Source organism: Hymenobacter ginkgonis, assembly GCF_009755225.1.
GTDB classification, from domain to species: domain Bacteria; phylum Bacteroidota; class Bacteroidia; order Cytophagales; family Hymenobacteraceae; genus Hymenobacter; species Hymenobacter ginkgonis.
In genome coordinates, this window is the sequence record NZ_WQKZ01000001.1 from 1329015 (window position 1) to 1355709 (window position 26695).

Below are 26695 nucleotides of genomic sequence, written 5' to 3' on the forward strand. Positions count from 1 at the left end.
TATCCCACAGGGTTGCCCTCTCAGTTGGCTTGCTGCAAGTACAAGAGCGTGCTTCGGTACGGGCGGGTTGGGGTGTATTTATCGTTGATAATAAAATACCCCTGCTTATAGGCAGCTATGCCCTCCCAGTTGTAGCCCCTGTACTGCTCAGGAAACTCCCAAACTGGTTTCCAGCTAAAGCTGTCTCCTTTAAACTCGATGGTTATCAGCCTACAATAGTTTTTAAAGACGCCCTTGTCGGCAATGAGGTGGGCATTGCCGACATCGGCCGTAGGGGTTCGGTACACGGCGTCTTCGCCTTCCCCTTTAAAGAAATAGTTGATGGCCGTGAAGTGGTTGCTACCCGTGGCCGTGACATCCGTGATGCGAAAAGGCAGCTTCTCGAAAAGCACTTTAGTGGCAGTACTGGTGCTGCGCAGGGGTGGGCGCTCGAATGCGTAGGCGTAGTTCTTAGCGGGGAAATAGTTAAATTCGAAAAAGGCAAAAAGCTGCTTGTGCGATTTAGCTAGTGCCTCAAAGCCCGCATTGTAAATATGCGAGCCATCTGCCGCCAGTGGCTTAGTTAGCGGCACTAAAAAGGCAGTATCTAGGTCGATTGTGGCAGCATGGAGGCGCCCCTTAAGCAGGTAGCAATTGGCGGAGGGGGTAGCCGTTTCGACCGAGAGATAGACGACGTCTTTGTCAATCAGCAGGGCCTCCAGCCCCTCGTAGCGCTGCCCCAAGGCGTCGATTTTAGCGCGCAATACTGGCAGGTTTGGGAGCCGTAGTTTCTGGTAGGGCAATACGTAGGTACTGTCGGTTAGCTGGCGGTCGAGGTCCGTGAGCTTTATGGCATAGAGCTTGGCCTCCGCGTTGTCCTGAAGCCGGCACTCGGTCATGAGAAGCAGCTTGTCCTTGCTGACGGCGAGGCCCGAGAACTGGTTATCGTAGAATTCCAGCTCTTTGGGGAGCAATAAATTGCGGGTAGTGAACCGTTGCTGCGCCAGGGCGGGTAGGAGGCTTAAAGCAAAAAGTAGCGTCGCCAGGTATTTCATTGCGTCTCTTAAGGGCTGTACTGATAAGCCCGGCTGCTAAGGTAGCGGCCAGCTAAACCGCACAGCACCCCAAGCCACCGTTGTTAAAAACGGCCATCGCTACGGCTCACAGCCCACGGCTGGCCGGGCCAGGGCCGGCTTTGGGCGGCCTTTGGGGTGAGCTCCTCGCCACGGGTTTTCCGTATCTCGCCGCTTTTCCTACGCTACATTCGCGGCCTTCGCCTTGGGCGAAGGAGAGCCGGGCTCATTGCGCGGCTCTAGTCCACCCTCAATCCTTATTTGCTGATGCGTTCCGTTACGATGCGCCACTGGCTAGCCCCCGTTGCGGCGGGCCTTTTGCTGGCGAGTTGCCAGGGCCAATCCACGTCCTCCGAAACCGCTGCTACTGGCCAGCCGGCCGAGGCAGCCCCCACCGACACGGCCAGCGTGCCTACCCCCGCCGATGGCATTACGCCCGCGCTCATTGCCCAGCACATCAAGGTGCTGGCTTCGGATGAGTTTCAGGGTAGGCGGCCATTTACGGCGGGCGAAGAAAAGGCTACGAGCTACCTGGCCAGCGAGTTTAAGAAGCTGGGGTTGAAACCGGGCCCCAATGGCAGCTACTTCCAAGCGGTGCCGTTGGTGGAAATTGCTGGTAAGCCCGACTCAACGGCTACCATCGCGGGCCAGGGCAAAAGCCTGACGCTGCACTACCGCACCGACTACATGTTTTTGACTGAGCGCGAAAAGCCCACGGTCGAAATCAAAAATTCGCCGCTGGTATTTGCCGGCTACGGCGTCACGGCGCCCGAGTATAAGTGGGACGACTACGCTGGCCTCGACGTGAAGGGCAAAACCGTGGTGGTGCTCATCAACGACCCCGGCAACGCAGGCAACGATACCACGCTTTTCAAAGGCAACGCCATGACGTACTACGGCCGCTGGGGCTACAAGTACGAGGAAGCCGCCCGCCACGGCGCCACCGGCCTGGTCATCATCCACGATACCAAGCCCGCCTCCTACCCCTGGACGGTGGTGCAAAGCAGCAATGGCGGCGCCAAGCTGCACCCCCAAACGCCCGACCACGGCGCCAGCAAAGTGGCCCTCGAAGGCTGGATGACCCTTGACGCGGCGAAGCGCCTCTTCAGCGCCGCCGGCCAGAACTACGACGCGCTCTACGCCGCCGCCAACAAGCCGGGCTTCCGCGGCAAAGACCTGGGCTTGAGCCTGACGACCACGCTCCACAACAAAATCACCTACAAGTCTTCCAAAAACGTGGTGGCCGTGCTGCCCGGCACCGTTCGGCCCCAAGAGTACATCATCTACTCGGCGCACTGGGACCACCTCGGCATTGGGCCGGCCGTGGCCGGCGACTCGATTTACAACGGCGCGCTCGACAACGCCAGCGGCTGCGCCGGCCTCCTGGCTATTGCCAACGGTTTCGTGCAAGCTAAAGAAAAGCCCCAGCGCAGCATCGTTTTCCTGGCCGTGACGGGCGAAGAGCAAGGCCTACTTGGCTCTGATTACTACGCCCAGCACCCGCTTTTCCCGGTCAAAAACACGGTGGCGGACATCAACATGGACGAGTTGCTGGCGTTTGGCCCCATGCGCGACCTCACCATCACTGGCTACGGGCAGTCGGACCTGGACGACTACGCCCGCACCGCAGCCAAGGAGCAAAACCGCTACGTCATTCCCTACCAGCACCCCGAAACCGGCAGCTTCTATCGCTCCGACCACTTCAGCTTTGCCAAGGTGGGCATTCCCGCGCTCTATGCCAGCGGGGCCTTCGAGAGCCGCTTGCACGGCAAAGCCTTTGCCGAAAAAGAGCGTAAAGACTTCGAGGCCAACAACTACCACCAGCCTTCCGACCAGTACAACCCCCAGTGGGACCTGCGCGGGGCCGCCCAAGATGCCCGCCTGCTGTTCCGCATCGGCCAAAAGCTGGCGAGCGAAACTACCTTCCCGCAGTGGAAAGGCAGTTCCGAGTTCCGAGCCACCCGCGAGAAAAGCCGCCCCCAGTAGCTTTTATTTGACGCGCCACACCAGGATCGGCGCACCTGCCAGCAGCCAGTAGGGCGCCGCCACAGCCCTACCCCCCTAAAAAAGCCCCGTTGGGAGTGACCTAAAGGCCACTCCCAACGGGGCTTTTTTCTTAAACTGGCAGGCTTACGCTACGCTTGCTGCGCGGTAAGTTCTTTCAGCCTCTTATACGTTTGCTTCGAGGTAGCAAACTGCTTTTCTACTGCCTCGCGCGCCTGGCCTTTCAAGGCGTTGCGACGCAAAGCTTTTTTGTAGGCTTTGATGGCCCAGCGCTCGCCGTAAACGTTGGCGGCCAGGATAGCCTTTTCGTCGCGGGCAACAACCACGGCCTGGGCGTCCATCAGCTTGCGGTAGAGCTTGCCTTTGAGGGTAGTACCGGTTTCGCGGTCGCCCCCTTTAGCGGTGAGGTAGCCGTTAAGGCTGCTAGCAAACTGCTGGCTTTGGCTCACTAGCTGCTGGTAGTAGCTCTTCAATTGCGCGTCCTTGCTTTCGGCCACGGCGCGTTTGTAGCCCTCAATACGGTCGTTGACGAAGAGCAATAGGCGGTCTAGGGCAGCGGCCTCGCGCTTGGCTTTGCCTTTTTTCTTGGGAGTTATCAGCAGGGCTAGGCCCGCTGCCAGCAGGGCGCCGCCCACTACTTTCTGGGTGGTAGTGAGCTTGTTGAAGGCACTAACAGTTTTGTCGCTGGCATCCTTAAGGGTGTCGGGTACTTTGCTAAGCAGGTCGGGCACAGTGCCGTTGGTAAGAGCTTGTTGCGCTTGGTCAAGCAAATTCTTAGGTTCGGGGGTAGCGGGAGCGCTGGGCTGGTTCATAGGTACTGGAAATAAGTTACTGGGAAATAAAGCTGTATACGGCCAGTTGCACGGGTAAGGCTAGGCAAAACTGGCAAATAGCGTTTTTTCTGAATGCGTGTTTCTTTTTCCACAAGCGCACTGCACTAGAGTGGATTTTGAAGGGCGCCTACCCCCCCGAGGGGGAAGCACTCACGTGGGTGCTGGCCTGGCACTCACTGCCTGCCTGGGCCGGACCAGTGGCAAACTGCTGGTTTTGGCTCACCCGCGGCCGACAGTTACCGCGCAGCCCCGGGCCGTGGCCACCGGTTACGGCACGCGGGTAGGCCGCAAGGCGCTCATTGACAAAATACAATAGCTCGGCCCGGGCTGGGGCCGATGCAGTAGACTGGCTGTTCTTTGGGCAAGTGAGCGAATATGCCCCGCCAAGGGCGAACAGCGCGCCGCGCGCTACTTTTTTGCTACCCCTTTTTTAGGGTCCCAGGTCCCTGTCTCAGCATTTCACTCCAAGCGCCTTCGGCAAACGGGTACTGGGCGTGGCCGAAGACCTTGGCTGATTTGGCAGCAGCGACGAAAAGAATTGTAGACTTACTCATCCTCAAAAAGCACGGGTGAAACAACCTATGCTTACGTCTTTTACAGTCAGTGCATTAAGAGGAGTTTAGTTTCGGCGCCCTTTTTCGTGGGTGCTGGCCGCCGGGCAGGCGTTGGCTTAGTTGCCCCGTGCACGGGCGCCTGCCCTCGGCCGGTATGGCCCAAGGGGCGGCCCTGTACGCCGGACAACTACTAGCGGATGCCAGCGGCTCGGCTACCCCCATTTTAACGTATTGTTAGCAAATATGGTGGGCGCTAACGCGCAATGCCACATATTTACATGTTGCTGCACAAGTGCTGCATTTGCCGCCAGCATTTGCAGCTTGCTTTGCTTACCGGGGCCTAGCGGCGGGTGTGGCAACCCGTCTGGCATTTGTCCACTTTATGGTAGTACACGTTACACTATTTCGGTCCGATTTTGCGCTTTATCAACTAAAATGGGCATTGCTGGTCAGCGGGTTGCTGGCCCTACCGCTGGCCGGGCGGGCGCAGGTGCGCGCCGCAGTGCGCGGCACGGTGGGCAGTGGCAGCAGCCCTGCCCTGGAGCTGGCCACCGTTACGCTGCACCGCGCCACCGATTCGGTGGCGGTCAAAACCGAGTTTAGCGACAAACAGGGGGCCTTTCGCCTCGAAGCGGTAGCGGGCAGGCGCTACCGCGTATCGGTGGCACAGGTGGGGTTTGGGCGCTACTGGAGCCCGGCGTTTGAGCTGCCCGGCGGCGTGCTGACGCTGCCCGCCATCATCTTAGTGCCTAGCCAGGCTGCTTCGCTGAAGGACGTGACCGTGACGGCCCGCCGGCCACTCTTCGAGCACCGACCCGACCGCACCATCATGAACGTGGCCGACAGCCCGCTCGCGGCCGGCGCCACCACGCTCGACGTGCTGGGCCGCGCGCCGGGTGTGACCGTCGATGGCGACAACCTAGGCTTGCGTGGCCGCCAGGGCCTGCTCCTTATTCTCGATGGCAAGCGCGTGCCCCTCACGGGCGCCGAGCTAGCCGACTACCTGCGGGCCCTACCCGCCGAGCAGTTGCAGAGCATCGAGCTGATAACCAACCCGCCCGCCAGCTACGATGCCCAGGGCGGGGCGGGCGTTATCGCTATCAATCTCAAAAAAGACCAGCGCCTGGGCACCAACGGCAGCGCCAACGCCAGCTACGGCCGTGGCGAATACGGCAAATTTACGGGGGGCCTGACGCTCAACCACCGCCGCAAAAACCTCAACGCCTACGGCAACTATACCTACACCGACCGCCGCTACTTCACGCGCATCGACGACGAGCGGCAGTTCGTGGCCACGCCGAGCCTGCCGGCCGCCAGCAGCGTGCTGACCAACAACCAGGTATCGCAGCTGCGCTCGCACGCGGCCAAGCTGGGCCTCGACCTGAACCTAACCAAGCGCACATTGCTGGGCGTATCGGTAACCGGGCTGGCCAGCCAAACGCAGGCCACTACCACCAACCAAACGCAGCTTTACGGGGCCAATGGCGCGCCCGCGGACCGCTATGCTTCCGAGGTTGCCCAGGACATTAACCGGCCCAGCGGCAGCGCCAACCTCAACCTGCGCCACCCCTTCGCCGATTCGGCCAATGCTGCCACGCTCACCGCCGATGCCGACTACGCCCGCTACCGCACCACCCGCCTGCTGGATTTAACTACGTATTTCGACGCCCCGGCCCAGGCGCCTACCCTGCTCACCGGCGACCAGCGCAGCACCCTCAGCATTGGCACGGCCCGCGCCGATTATAGCCGGCCCCTACGCCACCGGGCCCGCCTCGAGGCAGGTGCCAAGGTTACCCGCATCACCTCCGACAACGAGGTAGTGTTTGCGAATACGGCCAACGGCCCGCGCACCATCGACCTGGCCATTTCCAACCAGTTTCGGTACGAGGAGAACGTAAATGCGGCCTACGTCAACCTGCACGGGTCGGCCTTCAAAACCACGCTGCAAGCCGGCCTGCGCGCCGAGCAATCCAATACCCTGGCTGCGCCTTCCGATGCGGCCTCGCGCACGCAGCATTATTTCCAGCTCTTTCCGAGCGTGGTGGCCGAGCGCACCCTCAACGACCGGCACGCGCTGGCTTTGTCGCTGACCCGCCGCATCGACCGGCCGAGCTACGTGCAGGTGAACCCGCTGCGCGCTTACCTCAACGCCACGTCTTACAGCGCCGGCAACCCCTACCTAATGCCCGCCACCAGCTACAATTTCGAGCTGACGCATACGTATCGGCAGAAATTCAGCACCGCCCTGGCCTATGCCCGCACCGACCAGCCCATCGTGAACGTGGTGCAGCCCTCGCCCGACGGCAACCACTTGGTCGTGAACCAAGACGTGAACTTGCGTACCCAGCATTTTTACACGCTCACGCTCACCGCGCCGGTTACCCTCACCAAGTGGTGGGAGCTCTACGCCACCGGCTTTTTCTACTACAACCGCTTTTTAGGCCAGCTCAATGGCACCGACCTCGACCGCGGCCAAGTGGCCTGCAACCTCACGCTCAACAGCAGCTTCACGCTGCCCAAGGGGTGGTCGGCCGAGCTAAACGGCTTTTACGAATCGCGCGAAGTATATGGCTTTGAGGCGCTTCGCGCACGGGGGCAAGTGGCGGCGGGCCTGCAAAAAAGCCTGTGGAGCCAAAAAGGCACTTTTCGCCTGAACGTGGCCGATATTTTTTACACCACGCCCATCAACTCCACCTATACCTTCGCCAACTTCACCGAGCGCTTCTACCGCCGCCAAGATTTGCGCGTCGTCACGGCTGCCCTCACCTACCGCTTCGGCAACAGCAAAGTGGCGGCCGCCCGCAAGCGCGCCGCCGGCGCCGAAGAGGAGTTGCGCCGCGCCGCCGGGCAGTAGGCACGCTTTCCAATAGGCCAGGTATTTAGCGGGGGTAGGGCGCAGGCCCTACCCCACCGCCGCCACCGGCACGGGGTGCAAAATCAGCCACACAAGTTCGCGCAGGATTTCGCCCTCGTCCATGCTGCCGCTCTCGATGCCCTTGCTCTGGGCATCGGCCCGGCGAATGAGGTGAATGAGGTCGATGGTGCGCTCGGGGCTAAACTGACGCTGGGCCTGCTGGTATTCTTTCTGGGCAAATTTGTTGATGCCCATTTTCTGCATATCGGCGTCCGATGGGTTGGGACCGGCTTGGTGCAGCATGAGCAGGCGCGTAAAGAAATTGAAGAGCAGCGTCAGGTTCGGAATGAGCGGGTTGGCCTTGGGGTTGGCGGCAAAGTGCGTAAGAATGCGGTTCGCTTTCAGCACATCGCGCTGCACCAAAGCGCGTTGCAGCTCAAATATGTTGTATTCCTTGCTGATGCCCACCATGCGCTGCACCAGGTCTTCATCAATGGCCTGGCCAGCCTTCACGTTAAGCAGCAGCTTGTTTACTTCGTTGGCCAGCCGGCCGAGGTCGGCGCCAATGTATTCGGCCAGCAGGGCGGTGGCCCCGCCCGTTATCTGCTGCTTGCGGCTGCGCACGTAGGCCGTTAGCCACTGCGGCACTTGGCTGTCGTAGAGCTTTTTAGTGGTCATCAGCACCACGCCGGGCGCGTCTTTGCCCGCCAGCAGCTTACCAAGTTTTTTGCGGCTATCGAGCGTTTTGTGCTTGTAGCAAAACACCAGCACAGTGCTGGCGAGCGGGTTTTTGAGGTAGGCTTCGAGGAACGGCCAGGCTTTTTCGCTCTCCAAATCGGCTACTGCCTGCGCTTCCTTCACCAGGACGACCGAGTAGTCGCTCATCATCGGAAAGCGTTTGGCCTGCCCCAGGATGCCCGCCGTATCGGTATCCTTGCCGTAGAGTACCGTCTGGTTGAAGCTGCGCTCGGCCTCGGGCAGCACCGAGTTTTCGAGCGCATCGGCCACCGTATCAATAAAATAAGGCTCGTCGCCCTGCAAAAAATACACCGGCTGAAACTGCCGCTGCTGCACGTGCTTGAGAATGTCTTCGGGAGTGCTGGTAGCCATAGTAGAATAAAGCGTGGGGCTGTACCCAGTAGGGCTGGTCCCGCACCTTGCGCCTTACAAAGCTACCGCCCGGCTACCTTTGCCGCCTGTTTTGCGGCCAGTTGAGGCCGCCGTCTTTTTGTGTATGTCCCCTGAGATTCCTACCCCCCAGCCCGTTACCCACGACCTGCTCGCCGAGCTAAAGTGGCGCGGCATGTACCACGACGCCATGCCCGGCACCGCCGAGCACTTGGCCAGCGCCGCGCCCGTATCGGGCTACATCGGCTTCGACCCCACGGCCGCCTCGCTGCACATTGGCAACTTGGCCACCATTATGCTGCTTGTGCACTTGCAGCGCGCCGGCCACCGCCCGGTGGCGCTGGTAGGCGGGGCCACCGGCATGATTGGCGACCCCAGCGGCAAGTCAGCCGAGCGCAACCTGCTCGACGAAAGCACCTTGCGCGCGAACCAGGCCGGTATTCGGGCCCAGCTCGAAAAGTTTTTGGAGTTTAACGATGCGCCCACCGGCGCGGTGCTCGTCAATAACTACGACTGGTTTAAGGGCTTTAACTTCCTGGGCTTTCTGCGCGATGTGGGCAAGCATCTCACCGTGAACTACATGATGGCGAAAGACTCGGTAAAGCGCCGCATCGGTGGCAGCGAGGAGGGCGCCGGCAGCGGGGGTAGCGAAGGCATCAGCTACACCGAATTTAGTTACCAGCTGCTACAGGGCTACGACTTTTTTCACCTCTACAAAAACCTGAACTGCACCCTGCAAATGGGCGCCAGCGACCAGTGGGGCAACATTACCACCGGCACCGAGCTGATTCGCCGCCTCGGCGGCCCCGATGATAAAGCCTACGCGCTCACCGGCCAGCTCATCACCAAGGCCGACGGCACCAAGTATGGCAAGAGCGAAACCGGCACCGTGTGGCTCGACCCGGCCCTAACGTCGCCCTATCAGTTTTACCAGTTTTTTCTGCGCGCCGAAGACGCCGACGCGCCCCGCCTCATTCGCGTGTTCACGCTGCTTAGCCAGCCTGAAATCGAAGCCCTCGAAGCTGAGCACGCCCAAAACCCCGGCCTGAAAACGCTGCAGAAGGCCCTGGCCAAGGACGTGACCATCCGCGTGCATTCGCAGGCCGCTTATGAAGCGGCCGTAGCGGCTTCACAGGTGCTGTTTGGCGGCGGCGACCTCGCGGCCCTCGACGAAGCCACGCTGCTCGATGTGTTTGCGGGCGTGCCGCACCTGCGCGTGCCCCGCACCGAAGCCACCGCCCTACCCCTCGCCGTGCTGCTGAGCGAAGCTACCGACAAGCAGATTCTGCCTTCGCGCGGCGAAGTCCGCAAGCTGGTGCAGGCCAATGGCTTAAGCTTGAACGGCCAGAAGGCTACCTCTCCCGATACCCTCGTGGCCGAGTTGCCGCTGCTACTGGATAAGTACTTGGTGGTGCAGCGCGGCAAAAAGAATTACTACCTCGTAGAGCTGAGCTAGCGCGCCGCCCTACCCCCCCCACTAAAGCCCAAGGCCCCAAAAACGAAAAGCCCTGCCGGTTGGCAGGGCTTTTTTACTTTATGGCTCAGCAGCCGGCCACGGAATTCGTGCAAGCCGCTAAAATCCGTACTAATGTGTAGTCTTACTTCTTCTTAGCGGCGGGAGCGGCTTTCTTAGCAGCGGCTGGGGCAGCCTTTTTGGCGGCAGCAGGAGCGGCTTTCTTAGCAGCCGGAGCAGCAGCACCGTCTTTCGACGTGTTCTTCATGTTCTGCACTTCCAGGCGGATGGCTTGGGCGTGGTTTTTCAGTTCCTGCATGCCCTTGCGTACGCGGGTGCCAGCGGCGGCATTCTGCTTGTCGTACGACTTTTCGAAGTCATCTTCCAGCGAAGTAATGAGGTCTTTTAGTTTATTGAAAGGGTTTGCCATGTAGGGTGGTGGAAAAAGGGGTGAGAAAAAGCCAATTGTGCTTACGCGGCCCTAATATACAGGGACTTTCTAAGCAAGCAAGGTTTCCAAGTTTTTTTCAAAACCTCATTTCCGGCCTTGCAGAGGCATTTTTTTGGTGAATATGTACTTTTACTGAATTCTAACTCGTCTGCATATCTTCGTAAAGTACAAAAACGACTCGGCCGATTACCTTGCAGGGTAATCGGCCGAGTCGTTTTTGGCTACGTAGTAACCACTGCCTTAAGCAGTAGCGGGCTGCTTGCTGTAGAGCCCTTTGTCGAGCTTAGAAGCAATGACTTCAAATGCTGTAATCGTTTGGCGCACATCTTCTAGCGTATGAACAGCCGTAGGGATGAGGCGCAGCATAATAACGCCCTTTGGCACCACCGGATATACCACAATAGAGCAGAAAACTCCGTGATTCTCACGCAAATCGAAGGTGAGCGCCGTGGCATCCGGGATTTGACCGTTGAGGAACACCGGCGTCACCGGCGACTCGGTGGTGCCGATGTTGAAGCCTTTTTCGCGCAGCCCGCTTTGCAGGGCCCGCACGATGGTCCAGAGGTTTTCACGGTACTCGGGGTGGGTGCGAATCAGCTCCAAACGCTTTAGCGCGCCCACGACCAGGGGCATGGGTAGGGATTTGGCGAAAATTTGGCTGCGCATGTTGTAGCGCAAATATTCAATAACGCTTTCTTGGCCCGCCACGAACGCGCCAATGCTGGCCATGCTCTTGGCGAAGGTGTAAAAAATTAGGTCTACGCCCTCCTGGCAGCCTAAATGCTCGGCCGTACCCGCGCCCGTTTCCCCCAGCGTGCCGAAGCCGTGGGCATCGTCGACGAAGATGCGGAAGTTGTATTTCTCCTTCAGCTTCACGATTTCGGGCAGCTTGCCCAGGTTGCCCGACATGCCAAACATGCCTTCGGTGATGACCAGGATGCCGCCGCCAGTTTCGTCGGTGAGGCGCTTGGCACGCTCCAGCTGCTTTTCGAGGCTCTCCATGTCGTTGTGCGAAAACACGAAGCGCTTGCCCTGGTGCAGGCGCACACCGTCGATGATGCAGGCGTGCGACTCGGCGTCGTACACGATGGCATCGTGGCGGCTCACCAGCGCGTCGATAATGCTCACTACGCCTTGGTAGCCAAAGTTGAGCAGCAGCGCGGCGGGCTTCTTCACGAAGTCGGCCAGCTCATTTTCGAGCTGCTCGTGCAAGGTCGAGTTGCCACTCATGATGCGGGCACCCATGGGGTAGGCCATGCCGTAGTCGGTGGCCCCGTCGATGTCGGCTTGCCGTACTTCGGGGTGGTTGGCCAGGCCGAGGTAGTTATTCAGGCTCCAAGTCAGGACCTCTTTCCCGCGAAACTGCATGCGGGGCTTAATCTCGCCTTCGAGCTTGGGAAACGTGAAGTAGCCGTGGGCGTAGTGCGAGTGCGAGCCCAGCGGGCCCCGATTGGCGGAAACGCGGTCAAAAATATCCACTGAAAAACTGGGGGAATAAGAGTAGAAGTGCGAGAAGTGCGAACCGCAGCGGCTCGCCCGGCAAATACGGTTAAACGACAAAGATAGGCCGGCCCCGCCGTTGTACATAATTTGGGCGTAGCACGGGGGCGGGCCAATCGCTCTTTATCGTAAGGCGGCAGTTTAAGGTTTTCTTTGTGGCTGAAAGCAGCGCACAGCTTGCGCGCCGCGCGCCGCTTGCGTTCACTAGCCCGCCTCGTTCTTACGTTCGCGCAGCAAAAGCGCTGCGCTCCTACCACCGCCCACCCTTGCATGAAAAAAATAGCTAAGCTTCTAGTTGCCAATCGCGGCGAAATTGCCCTGCGCGTGCTGCGCTCGGCCAAAGAAATGGGTATTGCCACCGTGGCCATCTACTCGGAGGCCGACCGCCTGTCGCCGCACGTGCGCTACGCCGACGAGGCCGTGTGCGTGGGCCCGCCCGCTTCGGCCCAGAGCTATTTGCGGGGTGATAAGATTATTGAAATCTGCCACGAGTTGGGCGTCGATGCCATTCATCCGGGCTACGGCTTTTTATCGGAGAATGCCGGTTTTGCCCGCGCCGTGCGCGAGGCGGGGCTAATTTTTGTGGGGCCCAGCCCCGAGGCGATGGAGCTAATGGGCGACAAGCTCTCGGCCAAGCAGGCCGTGAAAGCCTATAACATTCCGCTGGTGCCGGGTACCGACGAGGCCATTGCCGACGTGGAGGAGGCCAAGCGCATTGCGGAGGGGGTAGGGTTTCCGATTTTGATAAAAGCCTCGGCGGGCGGCGGCGGCAAGGGCATGCGCCTGGTGCACAGCGCCGCTGAATTTGAGGAGCAAATGCAGCTGGCTATTAACGAAGCTGTATCGGCGTTTGGCGACGGGGCAGTGTTTATTGAAAAGTTTGTGACGGGCCCGCGCCACATTGAAATTCAGGTGCTGGGTGATGAGCACGGCAACATCGTGCACCTGTTTGAGCGCGAATGCTCGATTCAGCGCCGCCACCAGAAGGTGATTGAGGAAGCGCCGTCGTCGGTGCTTACCCCCGAGCTGCGGGCCGAGATGGGCCGCTGCGCCGTGGAAGTGGCCCGCGCCTGCCAATACGCGGGCGCGGGCACCGTCGAGTTTTTGCTCGACGACCAGCACCGCTTCTATTTCCTCGAAATGAATACCCGCCTGCAAGTCGAGCACCCCGTCACGGAGATGATTACGGGCCTCGACTTGGTGAAGGAGCAGATTCGGGTGGCCGAGGGCCAACCCCTGCCCTTCCGCCAGGAAGATTTGGCGATAAATGGCCACGCGCTCGAATTACGGGTTTATGCGGAAGACCCACAAAACAACTTCCTACCCGACATCGGGCGCCTCAGCACCTACGTGCGGCCCCAGGGCCCCGGCGTGCGCGTCGATGATGGCTTCGAGCAGGGCATGGACATTCCGATTTACTACGACCCCATGATTGCCAAGCTGGTAGCCTACGGCGCCACCCGTGCGGAAGCCATCGACCGCATGCTGCGCGCCATTGCCGAATACCAGATTACGGGCATCGAAACTACGCTACCCTTCGGCACTTTTGTATTGAAGCACCCGGCCTTCGTGAGCGGCCACTTCGACACCAATTTTGTGCGCGACCACTTCAGCGCCGCCGCGCTGGCGCCCACCACGCCCGACGAAGGCACCGCTCAAGTGGCCGCCGCGCTGGTAGCTATGCTACTCAGCGAGAAAAAGCCGGCTACCCCCGCTACCACGGCCGAAACGGCCGGCGCGCCAGCCTCGGCGTGGCGCCGCAATCGGATGGGGGTAGGATAATTAGTAAGCAACCGGCTTGGTATAGGCCCTCCCGCTAGCGTGCCTTTAGGGCCGCGTCATTCGGGCCGTGCGAGCGGCCAGCCAGCTGGGCCTGTAACCGTGGGCGCAGGTTATGCTAACCAAGGCATGGCCGCGCCTGAAAAGCTGACACGAGTGACGCGGCCCTACATGCGCGCTGGTGTGTAGGCCAGTGTAGTTCTTCCCTTCTTCTTCCCTATCCAGCCCGCTTTTTTTGCATGACGCTCCTCATCATTCTGCTGGCGGTGCTGGCGCTCATTGTGCTCATCAGTTGGGGAAAGGTGAATACGTTTGTGGCGTTTTTGCTGGTGACGATTCCGGTGGGGTTTGCGCTGGGCCTACCCCCCACGCAGGTGCTGAGCGCGGTGCAAAAGGGCCTGGGTGACACGCTGGGTTCGGTGGCGCTGGTGGTGGTGCTGGGCGCGATGCTGGGCAAGCTGGTGGCCGACAGCGGCGCCGCCCAGCAAATTGCCAGCACGATGATTGGCGCCTTCGGCACCAAAAACATCCAGTGGACGCTGATGGCTACGGGCTTCGTGGTGGGCATTCCGCTGTTCTACAACGTCGGTTTTTTGCTGATGCTGCCGCTGATATTTTCGGTGGTGCGGCAGTACGGACTGCCGGCTGTGTACGTGGGCCTGCCGATGCTGGCGTCGCTGTCGGTGCTGCACGGGTTCCTACCCCCCCACCCGGCGCCGACGGCGCTGGTGGTGCAGTTTCACGCCGATATGGGGCTGACTTTTCTGTATGGGCTGCTGGTAGCGGTACCGGCCATCGTCATCGCCGGGCCACTGTATACGCGCACGCTGAAGGGCATTGTGTCGCGGCCGCTGGCCAGCTTTGTGGCCGAGTTGCGGCCGGCCGGCGAGCTGCCGGGGCGGGCCAACAGCTTCTTATCGTCGCTGCTGCCGGTGCTGGTGCTGGCCGTGGTGCTCGGGCTGCAGGCAGTGCTGCCGGCGCGGGGGCCGCTGGCCCCTACCCTCGCTTTTTTGGCCGAGCCGGGCGTGGTGATGCTGCTGTCGGTGGTGGTGGCCACGTTCAGCCTGGGCACGGCGCAGGGCAAAAGCCGCGGCGATGTGATGGAAACCTACGCCGCGGCCGTGCGCGACGTGGCCCCCATTCTGCTCATCATCGGCGGGGCGGGCGCGCTTAAAGAAGTGCTGCTGGCCAGCGGCGCCAGCGGGCAAATTGCGGCCGGGCTCAGCGGCACCGGCCTGCCGCCGCTGGTGCTGGGCTGGGCAATTGCGGGTATTATTCGGGTGTGCCTGGGCTCGGCCACGGTGGCGGGGCTCACGGCGGCCGGCATCATGCTGCCCACGCTGGCCCACTCGCCCGCCGACCCCAACCTGATGGTGCTGGCCATTGGGGCGGGTAGCCTGCTGTTTTCGCACGTCAACGACGGCGGGTTTTGGCTGTTTAAAGAATACTTCAACCTCTCCATCAAAGACACCTTCCGCTCGTGGTCGATGATGGAAACCATCGTGTCGGTGGTGGGCCTTGCGGGCGTGCTGCTGCTCGACTGGGCGCTGCCGCTGCTGCGCCACGCCTGATGTTTCTTCCTACCCCCCTTCTTTAATGCGGGGGTCAAAGGCAAAATCCTCCCAGCCTGCGATGCGGATTTGCGCAAAATCGGGGTGGCGGGTGTTGAGCACGTAGTTGTGCTCGTGGGCGATGATGGACGAGGGCACGCGCAGCACCGCCGCCGCTTGGCGGCGGTACCAGTCGGCGCCCAGCGGCTGGCAGCGGGCGTAGTGGCTGGGCTGCTGCCAGTCGGCCGGCAGCTGGTCAAGGGTCAGTTCTTCGATGGCTAGCGCGTCGGGCACGTCAATGCGAATGACTTTGAACAGGCTAATGAGGCCTTCGCCGCTGCGGTGCACCACGTTTTCGAGGCAGGCCAGGGCGCGGCTGCCAGCGGCGTAAATCACCAATTGGCCACGCAGATTCCAGCGGCCAGGATTGCCGGAGGCTACTAGTTCACCGGCATACTTGGCCAGGCAGATGCGGTAGATTTCCACGTTGTTGCTACGGAAGCACGGGTGCTAGGCAAAATCACCGTAGGCGATGCGGCTCACCTCTTCGGCCACCAGGTCGATGCCCCCGCTGGTTTGCAGCAGCGCCAGCGGAGCTTGGTCGCTGAGGCCGTAAGCGGGCTTGCTGAGCCAGCGGCGGAAAGCCGTGGCATCGCCAAATACCTCCCTACCCTGCTGGGCCAGGGCCAGCAGCTTGAGCACCTGCTCGCTGGCCGTGGGGGCCAGGCGCTTGTTGGCGTCGCGGTAGGTGCGCAGGGTTTTGGTGGTGGTGTGCAGCAGGTCGGCCAATTCATCTACGCTCAGCAGCAGCAGGTTGGCTACGGCAAAAGCCGTTTTGGCCGGCACACCCGTGCGCGCCTGCATCACCAGGGCAAACGCATCGGTTACCACGGCCTCCAGGTTGGCAAGGGCGGCGGGATAGGCACTGACGGAATGGATAGATGCGGTGAGCATGGACAGTAATAACGTGACTTTATCCCCAAAGGTGGGAAATATTTCCCTAAGAAACAGAAACTTTTCCTTTTTGTTCCGGCCCGGCAGACCAGCAGTCGCCGCTCAACCGTCAGTTCGGCCCAAAACAAGGGGGTAGGAAGGGAGCTTAGCTCCCTTCCTACCCCCTTCAGAAAGCACTTATCTGTTGCTTAAAGCGCTTTTTCGAGTTTTTAATAAAATCTAGACATGCTTAGCGAGCCGCAGTTTCTTTCGGCGCAGCGGTCGTTTTCAGCGTCAGTTGGCCACTCTTCAGCCCTTTGCCGCTGGCTGTTAGCTGCACCGTACCTGCCTGGCCCGACGCCTGCACAAGGGCCACGAGCTGCCCATGAAAGGCTCGCATCTGCGGCTTTTGAAACGACTCCAGGTTGGTGGCATCGCCGTTGGCCACGGCGTGGAAGGTGCCCTGGCCTTTCACGCTGAACTGCACTTCTTGGGCGGCATCGGGGCAGAGGTTGCCCTGGGCGTCTTCGACGCGCACCGTCACGTAGGCCAGGTCCTGGCCGTCGGCGGTGAAGGCGGCTGGGTCGGCTACCAAGCGCAGGTGGTCGGGCTTGCCGGCGGTGTGCACTTCTTCGGTGGCTACTTGCTTGCCGGCGGCGTCGTAGGCCACTACTTTGAGGGTGCCGGGCTCATACTTCGCCTCGGGCCACATCAGGCGGTAGCGGGTGAGGTTGGTGGCGTTGCTCTTGGTTTGACGGCCCTGGCTTTTGCCGTTGATAAACAGCTCAGCCGACGGATAATTCGTGTAGCAGTACACGGGCGTGGTTTGGCCTTCGCGGCCGGGCCACGTCCAATGGGGCAGCAGGTGCAGGGTAGCTTGGGTGGTATTCCAGCGCGCGCGGTACAAGTAGTAGCGGTCCTTGGGCATGCCGGCCAGGTCGATAATGCCGAAGTACGAGCTGTGCGAGGGCCACTTGGCATCGTAGGGGGTAGGCTCGCCGAGGTAGTCGAAACCGGTCCACACAAACTCGCCGGCTACGTAGGGCAGGTCGTCCTGCATAACAAACTCATCGTCCGGAATCTGCGACCAGCTGCACGCCTCCAAGTCGTACGACGACGTTTGGTTGTCGTCGTATTTCTTCTCTTTAACCTGCTCGGCCGGAAACTTATACACGCCCCGCGAGCTAACGGTGGAGGCCGTTTCGGAGCCCAGCAAGAAGCCCTGCGGCAGCTTGCCGTTGGCCTCGGCGTAGCGGTGGGGCTTGTAATTGAAACCCGGAATATCGAGCACCGAGGCAAAGTTGTTTTTGATGTCGGAGTCGAACTGGTCCATGCCCATCGTCACGGGGCGGGTAGGGTCTTCGCGGTGCACCAGGTCTTGCAGGCGCTTGAGAATCTTGTTGCCGCCGGGCGCGCCCTGGTCGGGCACTTCGTTGCCAATGCTCCACATTATCACCGACGGGTGGTTGCGATCGCGGCGCACGAGGTTGGTCAAATCCTTCTCGGCCCACTGGTCGAAATACTGGCTGTAGCCGTTCTTGACTTTGGGCGTTTTCCACTCGTCAAACGACTCGCACATGAGCATAAAACCCATCTCATCGGCGAGGCTCACCAGCTCGGGTGCCGGCATGTTGTGCGAGGTGCGGATGGCGTCGCAGCCCAAATCCTTCAGCAGGGTAAGCTGGCGGCGCAGCGCGGCCACGTTCACGGCGGCGCCCAGCGGGCCCAAGTCGTGGTGGTTGCACACGCCCTTAAACTTGCGCGGCTGCCCATTGAGCGAGAAGCCCTTGCCCGCTTCAAACTTAAAGGACCGAATGCCAAACCGCGTGCTATACGTGTCCTTCAGCACGTCGCCGGCGTAGAGCTTCGAGGAAGCCGTGTAGAGCACCGGCGTTTCGGGCGACCACAGCTTGGGCTGCGGCACCACCAGGTTTTGGTCGAATTCGAGGCCGTCGGTGGCAGCCAGCGTGGTGTTGGTCGTGGCTACTACTTGCCCGGCCGCGTCGCGGATTTCAGTCACCAAGCGCAGCGGCTGGAAGGCACCGCTAGGCGTTTCGACCTTGGTTTTGAGGCTGACCTTGGCCAGCTCGGCCGTGATGGTGGGAGTAGTGAGGTAGGTGCCCCACACGGGGATGTGCACGTCGTCGGTCACCAGCAAGTGTACGTTGCGGTAGAGGCCGGCGCCGGGGTACCAGCGCGAGGCTTCGGGCTGGTTTTGCAGGCGCACGGCCAGCACGTTGTCGCCGGCCGGCTTTAGAAAGGACGTAATGTCGAAGTAAAACGAGTTGTAGCCGTAGGGCCAGAAGCCCACTTCTTTGCCATTAATAAAGACGTGCGCATCGCTCATGGCCCCATCAAAGAGCAGCGCCACCCGCTGCCCTACCCCCTGCTGCGGCACCGAGAGCCGCCGCCGGTACCAGCCCGTGCCAATGAAGGGCAGCCCGCCCGTGCGCCCGGCCTTGAGGGAGGCCGCCTTTTCACCATTCTGCTCAATCTTAACTGATTGCAAGTCGTTGTTGCCATCAAACGGCCCGCTGATGGCCCAGTCGTGCGGCACGCGCACTGCCTGCCATTTGGCATCGTTGAAGGTGGGCGCAGCGGCATTAGGCACGTCGCCTTTGGTAAATTTCCAACCCGTATCGAGCAAGTATTCGTGGCGGCCCTGCGCGGAGGCTTGCAGGCCAGCCGCTAGTAGCAAGAGGGTTAAGTATTTGGGAGAAGGCATAGCAAGAAAAGAGGGGGAAATTGCCGCGAAGGCAGCGGCAGCGGGCCGTTTTCGGTCGGCAAGTTAGGGCCGATTGGGGGCCCCGCACCGGCATACGGCCCCAATGGCGGCCTATCGCCGAAGTAAGCTGAACTAAACTCAAGCCGAGTATCTGCGTTGGGTCAAGCTCCTTTTCCACTTTCCTTAGCTATGCCAAACCAACCTCTCCCGCGGCGCATTATAGCGCTCGAAGAACACGTTTCTTACCCCGATATGGCCAACCGGATTCCGGCGGCCGTGCGGCAGCGGGCCGGCTGGCCCTCGAAGCAAGACCCTCACTCGCCGGTGGCCGAGTACGAAGGCCAACTGGCCGAAGTAGGCCCCGAACGCCTGCGTCTTATGGACGAGGCCGGCATCACCATGCAGGTGTTGTCGATATCGGGGCCGGGCGCCGAGCTCCTACCCCCCGACGAAGGCCCGACCTTCGCCCGCGAGTACAACGACCGGCTGGCCGCGGCCATCGCAAAGTACCCCGACCGCTTCCGGGGGTTTGCTCACCTGCCCATGACCAACCCCGAGGCAGCCGCCGACGAGCTAGCGCGCACCGTGCGCGACTACCAATTTCTGGGCGCCATGATTAATGGCACCACCAATAGCCTGTTTCTCGACGACCCGCAGTTTGCGTCGCTGCTGGCCCGCGCCGAGGAGCTAAACGTGCCGCTATACCTGCACCCCGGCGTGCCGCCTGCCCCCGTGCGGGCCGTGTACTACGACAACCTGCCCCACGGCCTAGGCGAGCGCCTGAGCATGGCTGGTTTCGGCTGGCACGCCGAAACGGCTATCCATGTGCTGCGCCTCGTACTGAGCGGCACCCTCGAAAAGTACCCGCGCCTCCGGCTCATCATCGGCCACATGGGCGAAATGTTGCCCGTGATGATGGCCCGCGCCGACATGACCATCGCCGCCGACCAGACCCAGCTGCCCCGCAGCATCAGCCAGACCCTGCGCGACCAAGTGTACATCACCACCAGCGGCATCTTTACGCGCCCGCCGCTAGAGGCCGCGCTGGCCACCTTTGGGCTAGATAACGTACTATTTTCCGTCGATTATCCCTACGCGCCCAACAAGCCCGGCCATGAGTTCCTGGCCAACTTGCAGCTGCCCCCCGCCGACATCGCCAAGCTGGCCTACCACAATGCCGACCAGCTGCTGGGGCTATAAAACGCGCAAGCCCCTACCCCTGCTAAATCGAACGAGCTCCCTCGGGCTGAACTAGCTAGTTCAGCCCGAGGGAGCTCGTTCGATTGGTTGTGGCCAATTGCTGAAGCTAAAATCTAAATCAAATCGCCAATCTCGCGCACACCTATCGGCCGCTCCACCGTGAAGCCTTCGCCAAACTCGGCCCCGATGAGGTGGCCAAACTCGCGGGCGCGGGCCTCCATAAAGTGCGCAAAAGTTTGGCCTGAGAGGTAGGTAGCCGGCGCCGTGGGGTCGGCATTGGCGTTGAAGAACTGCGTGCCGTAGGCGTTGATAGAAGCCCATTTACCAGCCCAGTGCGGCGTGATGTCCACCACAAAGTCGGCCGGAATCTGCCGGTCTTGGATGTAGTGGTACACGTGCTTGGGCCGCCAGGCGGCTTGCGGCTGCCCATCCTTGCCCAGCGTTTCTATCATGCGCAAACCACTCAAGAAGCAAGCTTCGGTGGCCAGCTGCGCGCCACGCCCGTGGTCGGGGTGCCGGTCGCTGATGGCATTGCACAACACCACTTCGGGCTGATAGCGCCGAATGGCAGCAATGAGCGGCAATTGGTGTTCACGGTCATTCTTAAAAAAACCGTCGGGTAGGCCCAGATTCTCGCGGACGCTAAGCTGCAAAATCTGGCCGGCCGCCACCGCTTCGGCCGCTCGAATCTCCGGCGTGCCACGCGTACCCAGTTCGCCGCGCGTAAAATCGACGATGCCCACTTTTTTGCCAATGGCCACAGCCGCCAGCAGCGTACCGGAGCACGACATTTCCACGTCATCGGGGTGAGCACCCAGGGCCAAAACATCTAACTTCATCACGGATTAACGGAAATTTTAGCGGATTTCACGGATTTAGTGGGCGATTACCCCCTGTTTTTTCGCCTTTATTTCATACCTCAGTAATTGGCCGTTCAATTACCTCTTGTCTCTTCAGTTCAATAGAAAATAAGCCGTCCACAAAATTTGTGAAATCCGCTAAAATCCCCGTTAATCCGTGGTTTATTTAACTCGCAGCTTTTTGCCGGGCTGCAGCGTGTTGCGCAACCCCGGATTCAGCTTCTTAAGTGTGCTTACGCGCACCCCGTAGCGGTCGGCAATTTCGGAGAGGGTATCGCCCGAACGCACTTTATGGGTGGCTACGCGCCGCGCCGCCGTGGGCTCGTTATTATGGCTAGAACTACTACCCCGGCGGCTGCGCTGCACCGCTCGGTTGTAGTAACTGAAGAGTGCCGAAGTGATAGTGAAGGTATCCCCACGCAGCTTATAATCAGGAAAGTCATACACGTAGGTCGGATTGATGGGGTTGCCCTCGTAGCGCACTTCAAAGTGCAAATGCGAGCCCGTGCTACGCCCCGTACTACCCCCCAAGCCAATCACCTGCCCGGCTTTCACAAACGTGCCCACCGGCACCAGTGGCTTGCTCAAGTGTCCGTAGAGGGTCTCGAGGCCATTGTAGTGGCGCACAAGCAGGTAATTGCCGTAGCCACCGCCATCCCACTTACTAATGCGGATAACGCCATCGAACACCGCTCGTACCGAGTCACCAGTATCCAGGTCCAAATCAACGCCAAAGTGCCAGCGGCCCCACCGAAACGTAAAGCCGGAGGTAATAGGCGTTTTGCCCAGTGGCATGCGGGAAAAGTGCTGCCGCGCGGGGTCCGTGAGCTTCAACGTGAGTGTATCGCGAATGCGGCGGCCATCTACCCGGTAGGGATTGATATTGTGCGTATCCCAGATGGCATAATAGCCCGCCACTTTCACCCACGACGAGTCAATAAGCACTTCGTCCGACATCTCCACAATTTCTTGGCCGCCCTCATTAAGGGTGGTCGTGTCTTCGCTCACAATACTCAGCTTGCGGGCCGGATTGAAGATAGACTTGGCGGCGTCAGACCTATCGTCTGGCAGTTCCTCCGTCTCAATAATTGTGGTGGTGTCGGGCCGCACATAGCGCATTTTGGGGGTGCGAATGCGGAAAAAATCCCGGCTGCGCGGAGTACCAGCCTTGGCTTTAGGACCGGGCACTTTGCGGCGTTGCGCCTGCGCGGGCGTCCCGGCTCCCAGCCAACAGGCTAGTAGGAGAAGTAGCGCAGGCAGTCGATAAAAAAGCTTGGGGAAAGTCAAATGAAGCCTAAAATGGCAGCAGTGGCCCGGTGCGCGAGCCACTGCTGCGGGGTAGGTTAAAAGAATACGACGAGCCCGTTGGCTAGCTGCGGAGTACAGGCTAACCCGCAAGGCCCGCAAGGTAGCGCTCGGCATCGAGCGCGGCCATACAGCCACTACCAGCCGCCGTCACGGCTTGCCGGTAGGTGAAGTCCTGCACATCGCCGCAGGCAAACACGCCGTCTACATTCGTCTTAGAAGTGCCGGGTAGGGTTTTGAGGTAGCCCTGCTCGTCGTGGTGCAAGTAATTCTGAAAAATCTTGGAATTAGGTTCGTGGCCAATAGCCACAAAGAACCCGTCAATTGCAATCTCACGCGTCTCGTGGGTTAACAGATTTTTCACCCGCACCCCTTCCACTCCGTGCTCCCCCAGGATTTCTTCGGTCGCCGTATCGAATAACACCTCAATTTTAGGGTTGTCGAGCACGCGCTTCTGCATAATTTTTGAAGCGCGCATGGCGTCTTTGCGCACCAGCATGTACACCTTCGAGCACAAGTTGGCGAGGTAGCTAGCTTCTTCAGCCGCCGTGTCGCCAGCTCCCACAATGGCCACTTCCTTACCCCGGTAAAAGAAGCCGTCGCACACGGCGCAGGCCGATACCCCCGAGCCATTCAGGCGCGCTTCCGAAGGCAAACCCAACCACTTAGCCGAAGCGCCGGTAGCGATGATAACAGCATCAGCCGTTAGCTCAATCGTCTCATCAATCGTGATTTTGTGCGGATGCCCCGAGAAGTCAACTTTCGTAGCGATGCCGTAGCGGATGTCGGTGCCAAAGCGCGTAGCCTGCTTTTTCAGGTCTTCCATCATTTCAGGCCCCATCACGCCGTCAGGGTACCCCGGAAAATTCTCTACATCATTGGTGATGGTGAGCTGTCCGCCGGGCTGCAAGCCCATGTACATAACGGGCTTCAAGCCGGCGCGCGCTGCATATATCGCGGCCGTATAGCCCGCCGGCCCCGAACCAATTATCAAGCAATGAATATGTTCCATAAAACAGCAACGCGATTGCAATAACTCGCGTCTCCAAACTGTAAGAGATTAAACCAAAAATGCGCGTTTCCTTCGCAAAAGTCGCGCTTTCGTCTACAAAAAACCCCAACCTTACAGTCGGGGTTTTGAGTTGTACAAAATTACGTAAAAACTAGCCCAGATAAGGCTTCAGGGCCTTCGAGCGCGAGGTATGGCGCAAGCGCCGAATGGCTTTCTCTTTAATCTGACGCACCCGCTCGCGAGTCAGGTTAAACTTCTCACCAATCTCTTCGAGCGTCAGTGCCGCCTCGCCATTCAGCCCAAAATAGAGCGTAATCACGTCGGCCTCACGCTTAGTCAAGGTAGAAAGAGCCCGCTGCACTTCTTTGCGTAGCGAATCATTCATCAGACCTGAATCAGGCGTTTCTTCGTCTTCGTTTTCGAGTACGTCGAGCAGACGGTTTTCCTCACCTTGCACAAAGGGAGCATCTACCGATACGTGACGACCCGAAATTTTCAGGGTATCAACCACCTCTGAAGTAGTCAGTTCCAGTACTTCAGCAATTTCCTCGGGCGAGGGCTCCCGCTCAAATTTTTGCTCAAGCTCCGAAAACGATTTGCTGATTTTATTCAACGAACCTACCCGATTTAGGGGCAAACGCACAATGCGGCTCTGCTCAGCCAAAGCCTGCAGAATGCTCTGGCGAATCCACCAAACAGCGTAAGAGATAAATTTAAAGCCTCGAGTTTCATCAAAGCGCTTTGCTGCTTTGATAAGACCTAGGTTACCTTCATTGATGAGGTCACCCAAGCTAAGACCTTGATTCTGATACTGTTTTGCTACCGACACTACGAAGCGCAGGTTGGCTTTAGTCAGTTTTTCTAGCGCTTTTTGGTCTCCATCGCGGATGCGCTGGGCCAAGGTTACCTCTTCGTCGGGCGTCAGCAGGTCCACTTTACCAATCTCCTGGAGGTATTTATCCAGCGACTGGCTTTCGCGGTTAGTAATCTGCTTGCTGATTTTTAGCTGTCTCATCGGTAACGGCGCTAATTAAATAGTTGTAAAGGAGTTAGAGGAAAACATACGCGGCGGCCGAGCCCCGGCCGGTTCAATGGAAAACAACACGACTATACGGGCGAAAGTTCTTTTGGGATAATTAAGCATTGGGTAGCAAAGTCGTAAGAAAGTTCGAAACGTTGTCTCGATTTTCCTGCGACTTTGCTACCCCTGCTTCACTACTAGAACTAAGCCGGCTTTTCCAGCAGCACTTTGCGGGAGAGGCGGTATTTGCCAGTCTTTTTGTCGATGTCCACCAGCTTCACGTCAATCTCCTGCCCTACTTCCAGCACGCCTTCAAGCGAGGCAATCCGGTCGTGGGTTACTTCCGAGATGTGCAGTAGGCCATCTTTGCCCGGCATAATCTCCACGAACGCGCCATAAGGCTGAATCGAGCGCACTTTGCCTTTGTAAGTTTCACCTACTTCGGGCTGAGCCGCAATAGCCCGAATGCGGTCGATGGCGCCCTGCATGTCGGTCTGGTTGGAAGCATAAATGCTCACGTGGCCCTTCTCATCCTTTTCCTCGATGATAACGGTCGCGTTAGTATCCTTTTGAATCTGCTGAATGACTTTACCACCTGGCCCGATAATGGCACCGATAAATTCTTTATCAATCAACATTTTGTGCGAACGCGGAGTGTGAGCCTTCAACTCGGCAGCCGGAGCGGCGATAGTCTTGGCCATCTCGCGCAGGATATGCAGGCGGCCTTCGCGGGCCTGGTGCAGCGCGGCGGTCAAAATCTCATTGCTCAAACCCTGGATTTTGATATCCATCTGGCAAGCGCAGATACCTTTCTCCGTGCCTGTTACCTTGAAATCCATGTCGCCGAGGTGGTCCTCGTCGCCTAGGATATCCGAGAGTACAGCATATTCACCGGTTTCCTTATCCTGCACGAGGCCCATGGCGATACCCGCCACGGCGGCACGCACTTTTACGCCAGCATCCATTAGCGCCAATGAACCGGCGCAAACGGTAGCCATCGAACTAGAGCCGTTCGACTCTAAGATGTCCGACACAATACGGATAGTGTAGGGGTTCTCTTCATCGGGGGGTAGGACGCGCTTGAGCGAGCGAGCAGCCAGGTTGCCGTGGCCGATTTCGCGGCGACCAGCCCCACGGTTTGGCTTTACTTCTCCAGTTGAGAAACCGGGGAAGTTATAGTGCAGCATGAACTTCGAATAGCCCTTGGTTAGCGGCTGGTCGATGATTTGCTCATCGAGCTTCGTGCCGAGGGTAGCGGTAGTTAGGCTCTGGGTTTCACCGCGGGTGAAGATGGCCGAGCCGTGAGCACCAGGCAAGTAGTTGATTTCCGACCAGATAGGCCGAATTTCGGTGAGCTGGCGGCCATCGAGGCGCACGCGCTCCTTCACCATCATGTCGCGGATAGCTTTTTTCTCCGCCGACGAATAATAGCGGCTGAACTGCTTGGTATCAAGCTCGGGCTGCTCAGCTATTAGCTTATCCAAGAAAGCTTTCTTCACACTCGTAAAACCTTCCTTGCGGCCGGCTTTGCTGGTGTTGCCCGAACGGGCTACCTCGTAAGCACCTTGGTAGATGCCTTCGTGGATAAGCTTTTTCAACGCCTCGTTTTCCTCATATTTCGGATATTCACGCGGTGCTGACTCTGGCGTGCGGCCTACGGCTTCGGCCAAGTCTTTCTGCAACTGAACCTGGGCCTTAATGGCTTCGTGGCCGAAAGCAATGGCTGCCACCATTTCCTCCTCGCTTACTTCGTTCATTTCGCCTTCCACCATGGCTACCGAGTCGGCTGTGGCACCTACGATGAGGTCCATATCGGCGCGTTGCAAGTCGCTGGTTTTAGGATTAATCTGGAACTGGCCGTCGATACGCGCCACGCGCACCTCCGAAATTGGGCCAGCGAATGGGATATCCGAAATTGATAGAGCAGCTGAGGCAGCCAAAGCAGCCAAGGCATCGGGTTGCACTTCTTTATCGGCCGAGATGAGGGTAATCATTACCTGCACCTCATAGTGGTAGTCCTTAGGGAACATTGGCCGCAGAATACGGTCAACGAGGCGACAAATCAAGATTTCGTAGTCTGACAAGCGGCCTTCGCGGCGCTGAAACGAGCCCGGAATCTTGCCAGCTGAGCCAAATTTTTCTTGATAGTCAACTGATAAAGGCAAAAAATCTACGCCTTCGCGTTGGCTGGGAGCTGATACCACCGTGGCAAGCAGCATTGTGTCGCCAAGGCGCACTACAACAGCACCATCAGCAAATTTGGCGAGTTTGCCGGTTTCAATTGAAATCTGGCGGCCGTCGGGCAGCGCCAGCGTTTTAGTAATCGCGTGGGGAGCGGGCATTTGGGAGGGTTAGACTAGAGACGTTAGATTAGGAGACATGAGAAGAAGTACAACCCTGATTAGAACAAGCCCCGCAAGCATAAAGCTTTAGCGGTCACCTGGCTAACGTCTCATGTCGAAGCAGCAGAAAATGGGCAAA

At 59.3% G+C, this 26695-nt stretch carries 18 protein-coding genes and 1 pseudogene; 6 read left to right on the forward strand and 13 right to left on the reverse strand.

The window, feature by feature from the left end; translation table 11 throughout:
* Positions 1 to 20: 20 nt before the first annotated feature.
* Positions 21 to 1034, reverse strand: coding sequence for a hypothetical protein (locus GO988_RS05315; RefSeq protein ID WP_157562458.1), 1014 nt, complete (start codon positions 1032 to 1034; stop codon positions 21 to 23).
* Positions 1035 to 1319: 285 nt separating this feature from the next.
* On the opposite strand from GO988_RS05315, the gene GO988_RS05320 reads away from it, so the two are divergent.
* Complete coding sequence (locus GO988_RS05320) at positions 1320 to 3038, forward strand: M28 family metallopeptidase (protein ID WP_157562459.1); 1719 nt, start codon at positions 1320 to 1322, stop codon at positions 3036 to 3038.
* Between the two features lie 149 nt (positions 3039 to 3187).
* Here the strand turns inward: GO988_RS05320 and GO988_RS05325 are convergent, their stop codons facing one another.
* A complete protein-coding gene (locus GO988_RS05325; RefSeq protein ID WP_157562460.1) occupies positions 3188 to 3868 on the reverse strand; it encodes a PA2169 family four-helix-bundle protein in 681 nt (226 codons plus the stop codon).
* Positions 3869 to 4825: 957 nt separating this feature from the next.
* Between GO988_RS05325 and GO988_RS05330 the strand changes: the two genes are divergently transcribed.
* The gene (locus GO988_RS05330) at positions 4826 to 7297 is read left to right on the forward strand and encodes an outer membrane beta-barrel protein (protein WP_157562461.1); all 2472 of its coding nucleotides are present in this window, start codon (positions 4826 to 4828) and stop codon (positions 7295 to 7297) included.
* Positions 7298 to 7345: 48 nt separating this feature from the next.
* On the opposite strand, the gene holA is transcribed toward GO988_RS05330, so the two are convergent.
* On the reverse strand, positions 7346 to 8407 hold the full coding sequence (holA, locus tag GO988_RS05335) for a DNA polymerase III subunit delta (protein ID WP_157562462.1): 1062 nt from the start codon (positions 8405 to 8407) through the stop codon (positions 7346 to 7348).
* A 124-nt stretch (positions 8408 to 8531) separates the two neighbouring features.
* Here holA and tyrS point away from each other — a divergent pair, with 124 nt between their 5' ends.
* Positions 8532 to 9881 carry a tyrosine--tRNA ligase gene (gene tyrS, locus GO988_RS05340; RefSeq protein WP_157562463.1) on the forward strand — a complete coding sequence of 450 codons (1350 nt, stop codon included), beginning with the start codon at positions 8532 to 8534 and terminating at the stop codon, positions 9879 to 9881.
* Positions 9882 to 10131: 250 nt separating this feature from the next.
* On the opposite strand, the pseudogene GO988_RS24550 reads toward tyrS, so the two are convergent.
* Together GO988_RS24550 and GO988_RS05350 are read right to left on the reverse strand one after the other, a co-directional pair.
* Positions 10132 to 10308: pseudogene (locus GO988_RS24550) on the reverse strand (histone H1); the annotation flags it as partial.
* A gap of 261 nt (positions 10309 to 10569) precedes the next feature.
* Entirely contained in the window at positions 10570 to 11808 is a 1239-nt protein-coding gene (locus GO988_RS05350; protein ID WP_317164791.1) for an aminotransferase class I/II-fold pyridoxal phosphate-dependent enzyme, read from the reverse strand.
* Positions 11809 to 12099: 291 nt separating this feature from the next.
* Between GO988_RS05350 and accC the strand changes: the two genes are divergently transcribed.
* A complete protein-coding gene (gene accC / locus GO988_RS05355; RefSeq protein WP_157562466.1) occupies positions 12100 to 13611 on the forward strand; it encodes an acetyl-CoA carboxylase biotin carboxylase subunit in 1512 nt (503 codons plus the stop codon).
* 236 nt (positions 13612 to 13847) lie between these two features.
* Positions 13848 to 15179 carry a gluconate:H+ symporter gene (locus tag GO988_RS05360; protein ID WP_157562467.1) on the forward strand — a complete coding sequence of 444 codons (1332 nt, stop codon included), beginning with the start codon at positions 13848 to 13850 and terminating at the stop codon, positions 15177 to 15179.
* A 9-nt stretch (positions 15180 to 15188) separates the two neighbouring features.
* On the opposite strand, the gene GO988_RS05365 is transcribed toward GO988_RS05360, so the two are convergent.
* From GO988_RS05365 to galB, 3 genes are all read right to left on the reverse strand, one after another.
* Positions 15189 to 15644 (reverse strand): RES family NAD+ phosphorylase, encoded by a 456-nt coding sequence (locus tag GO988_RS05365; RefSeq protein ID WP_317164792.1) that lies wholly within the window; start codon positions 15642 to 15644, stop codon positions 15189 to 15191.
* Between the two features lie 24 nt (positions 15645 to 15668).
* Positions 15669 to 16112 (reverse strand): type II RES/Xre toxin-antitoxin system antitoxin, encoded by a 444-nt coding sequence (gene parS, locus GO988_RS05370; RefSeq protein WP_157562468.1) that lies wholly within the window; start codon positions 16110 to 16112, stop codon positions 15669 to 15671.
* Positions 16113 to 16341: 229 nt separating this feature from the next.
* Positions 16342 to 18816, reverse strand: a complete 2475-nt coding sequence (galB, locus tag GO988_RS05375) for a beta-galactosidase GalB (RefSeq protein ID WP_157562469.1) — start codon at positions 18814 to 18816, stop codon at positions 16342 to 16344.
* A gap of 189 nt (positions 18817 to 19005) precedes the next feature.
* On the opposite strand from galB, the gene GO988_RS05380 reads away from it, so the two are divergent.
* Positions 19006 to 20016 carry an amidohydrolase family protein gene (locus GO988_RS05380; RefSeq protein WP_157562470.1) on the forward strand — a complete coding sequence of 337 codons (1011 nt, stop codon included), beginning with the start codon at positions 19006 to 19008 and terminating at the stop codon, positions 20014 to 20016.
* Positions 20017 to 20129: 113 nt separating this feature from the next.
* Here GO988_RS05380 and bshB1 read toward each other — a convergent pair whose 3' ends face one another.
* The 5 genes from bshB1 to pnp form a co-directional block, all read right to left on the reverse strand.
* Positions 20130 to 20855 (reverse strand): bacillithiol biosynthesis deacetylase BshB1, encoded by a 726-nt coding sequence (gene bshB1 / locus GO988_RS05385; protein ID WP_157562471.1) that lies wholly within the window; start codon positions 20853 to 20855, stop codon positions 20130 to 20132.
* A 183-nt stretch (positions 20856 to 21038) separates the two neighbouring features.
* On the reverse strand, positions 21039 to 22064 hold the full coding sequence (locus GO988_RS24555; protein ID WP_317164793.1) for a peptidoglycan DD-metalloendopeptidase family protein: 1026 nt from the start codon (positions 22062 to 22064) through the stop codon (positions 21039 to 21041).
* Between the two features lie 199 nt (positions 22065 to 22263).
* A complete protein-coding gene (gene trxB, locus GO988_RS05395) occupies positions 22264 to 23193 on the reverse strand; it encodes a thioredoxin-disulfide reductase (protein ID WP_157562473.1) in 930 nt (309 codons plus the stop codon).
* A 151-nt stretch (positions 23194 to 23344) separates the two neighbouring features.
* A complete protein-coding gene (locus GO988_RS05400) occupies positions 23345 to 24208 on the reverse strand; it encodes a sigma-70 family RNA polymerase sigma factor (RefSeq protein ID WP_144842942.1) in 864 nt (287 codons plus the stop codon).
* A 209-nt stretch (positions 24209 to 24417) separates the two neighbouring features.
* On the reverse strand, positions 24418 to 26556 hold the full coding sequence (gene pnp / locus GO988_RS05405) for a polyribonucleotide nucleotidyltransferase (RefSeq protein WP_157562476.1): 2139 nt from the start codon (positions 26554 to 26556) through the stop codon (positions 24418 to 24420).
* Positions 26557 to 26695: the final 139 nt, after the last annotated feature.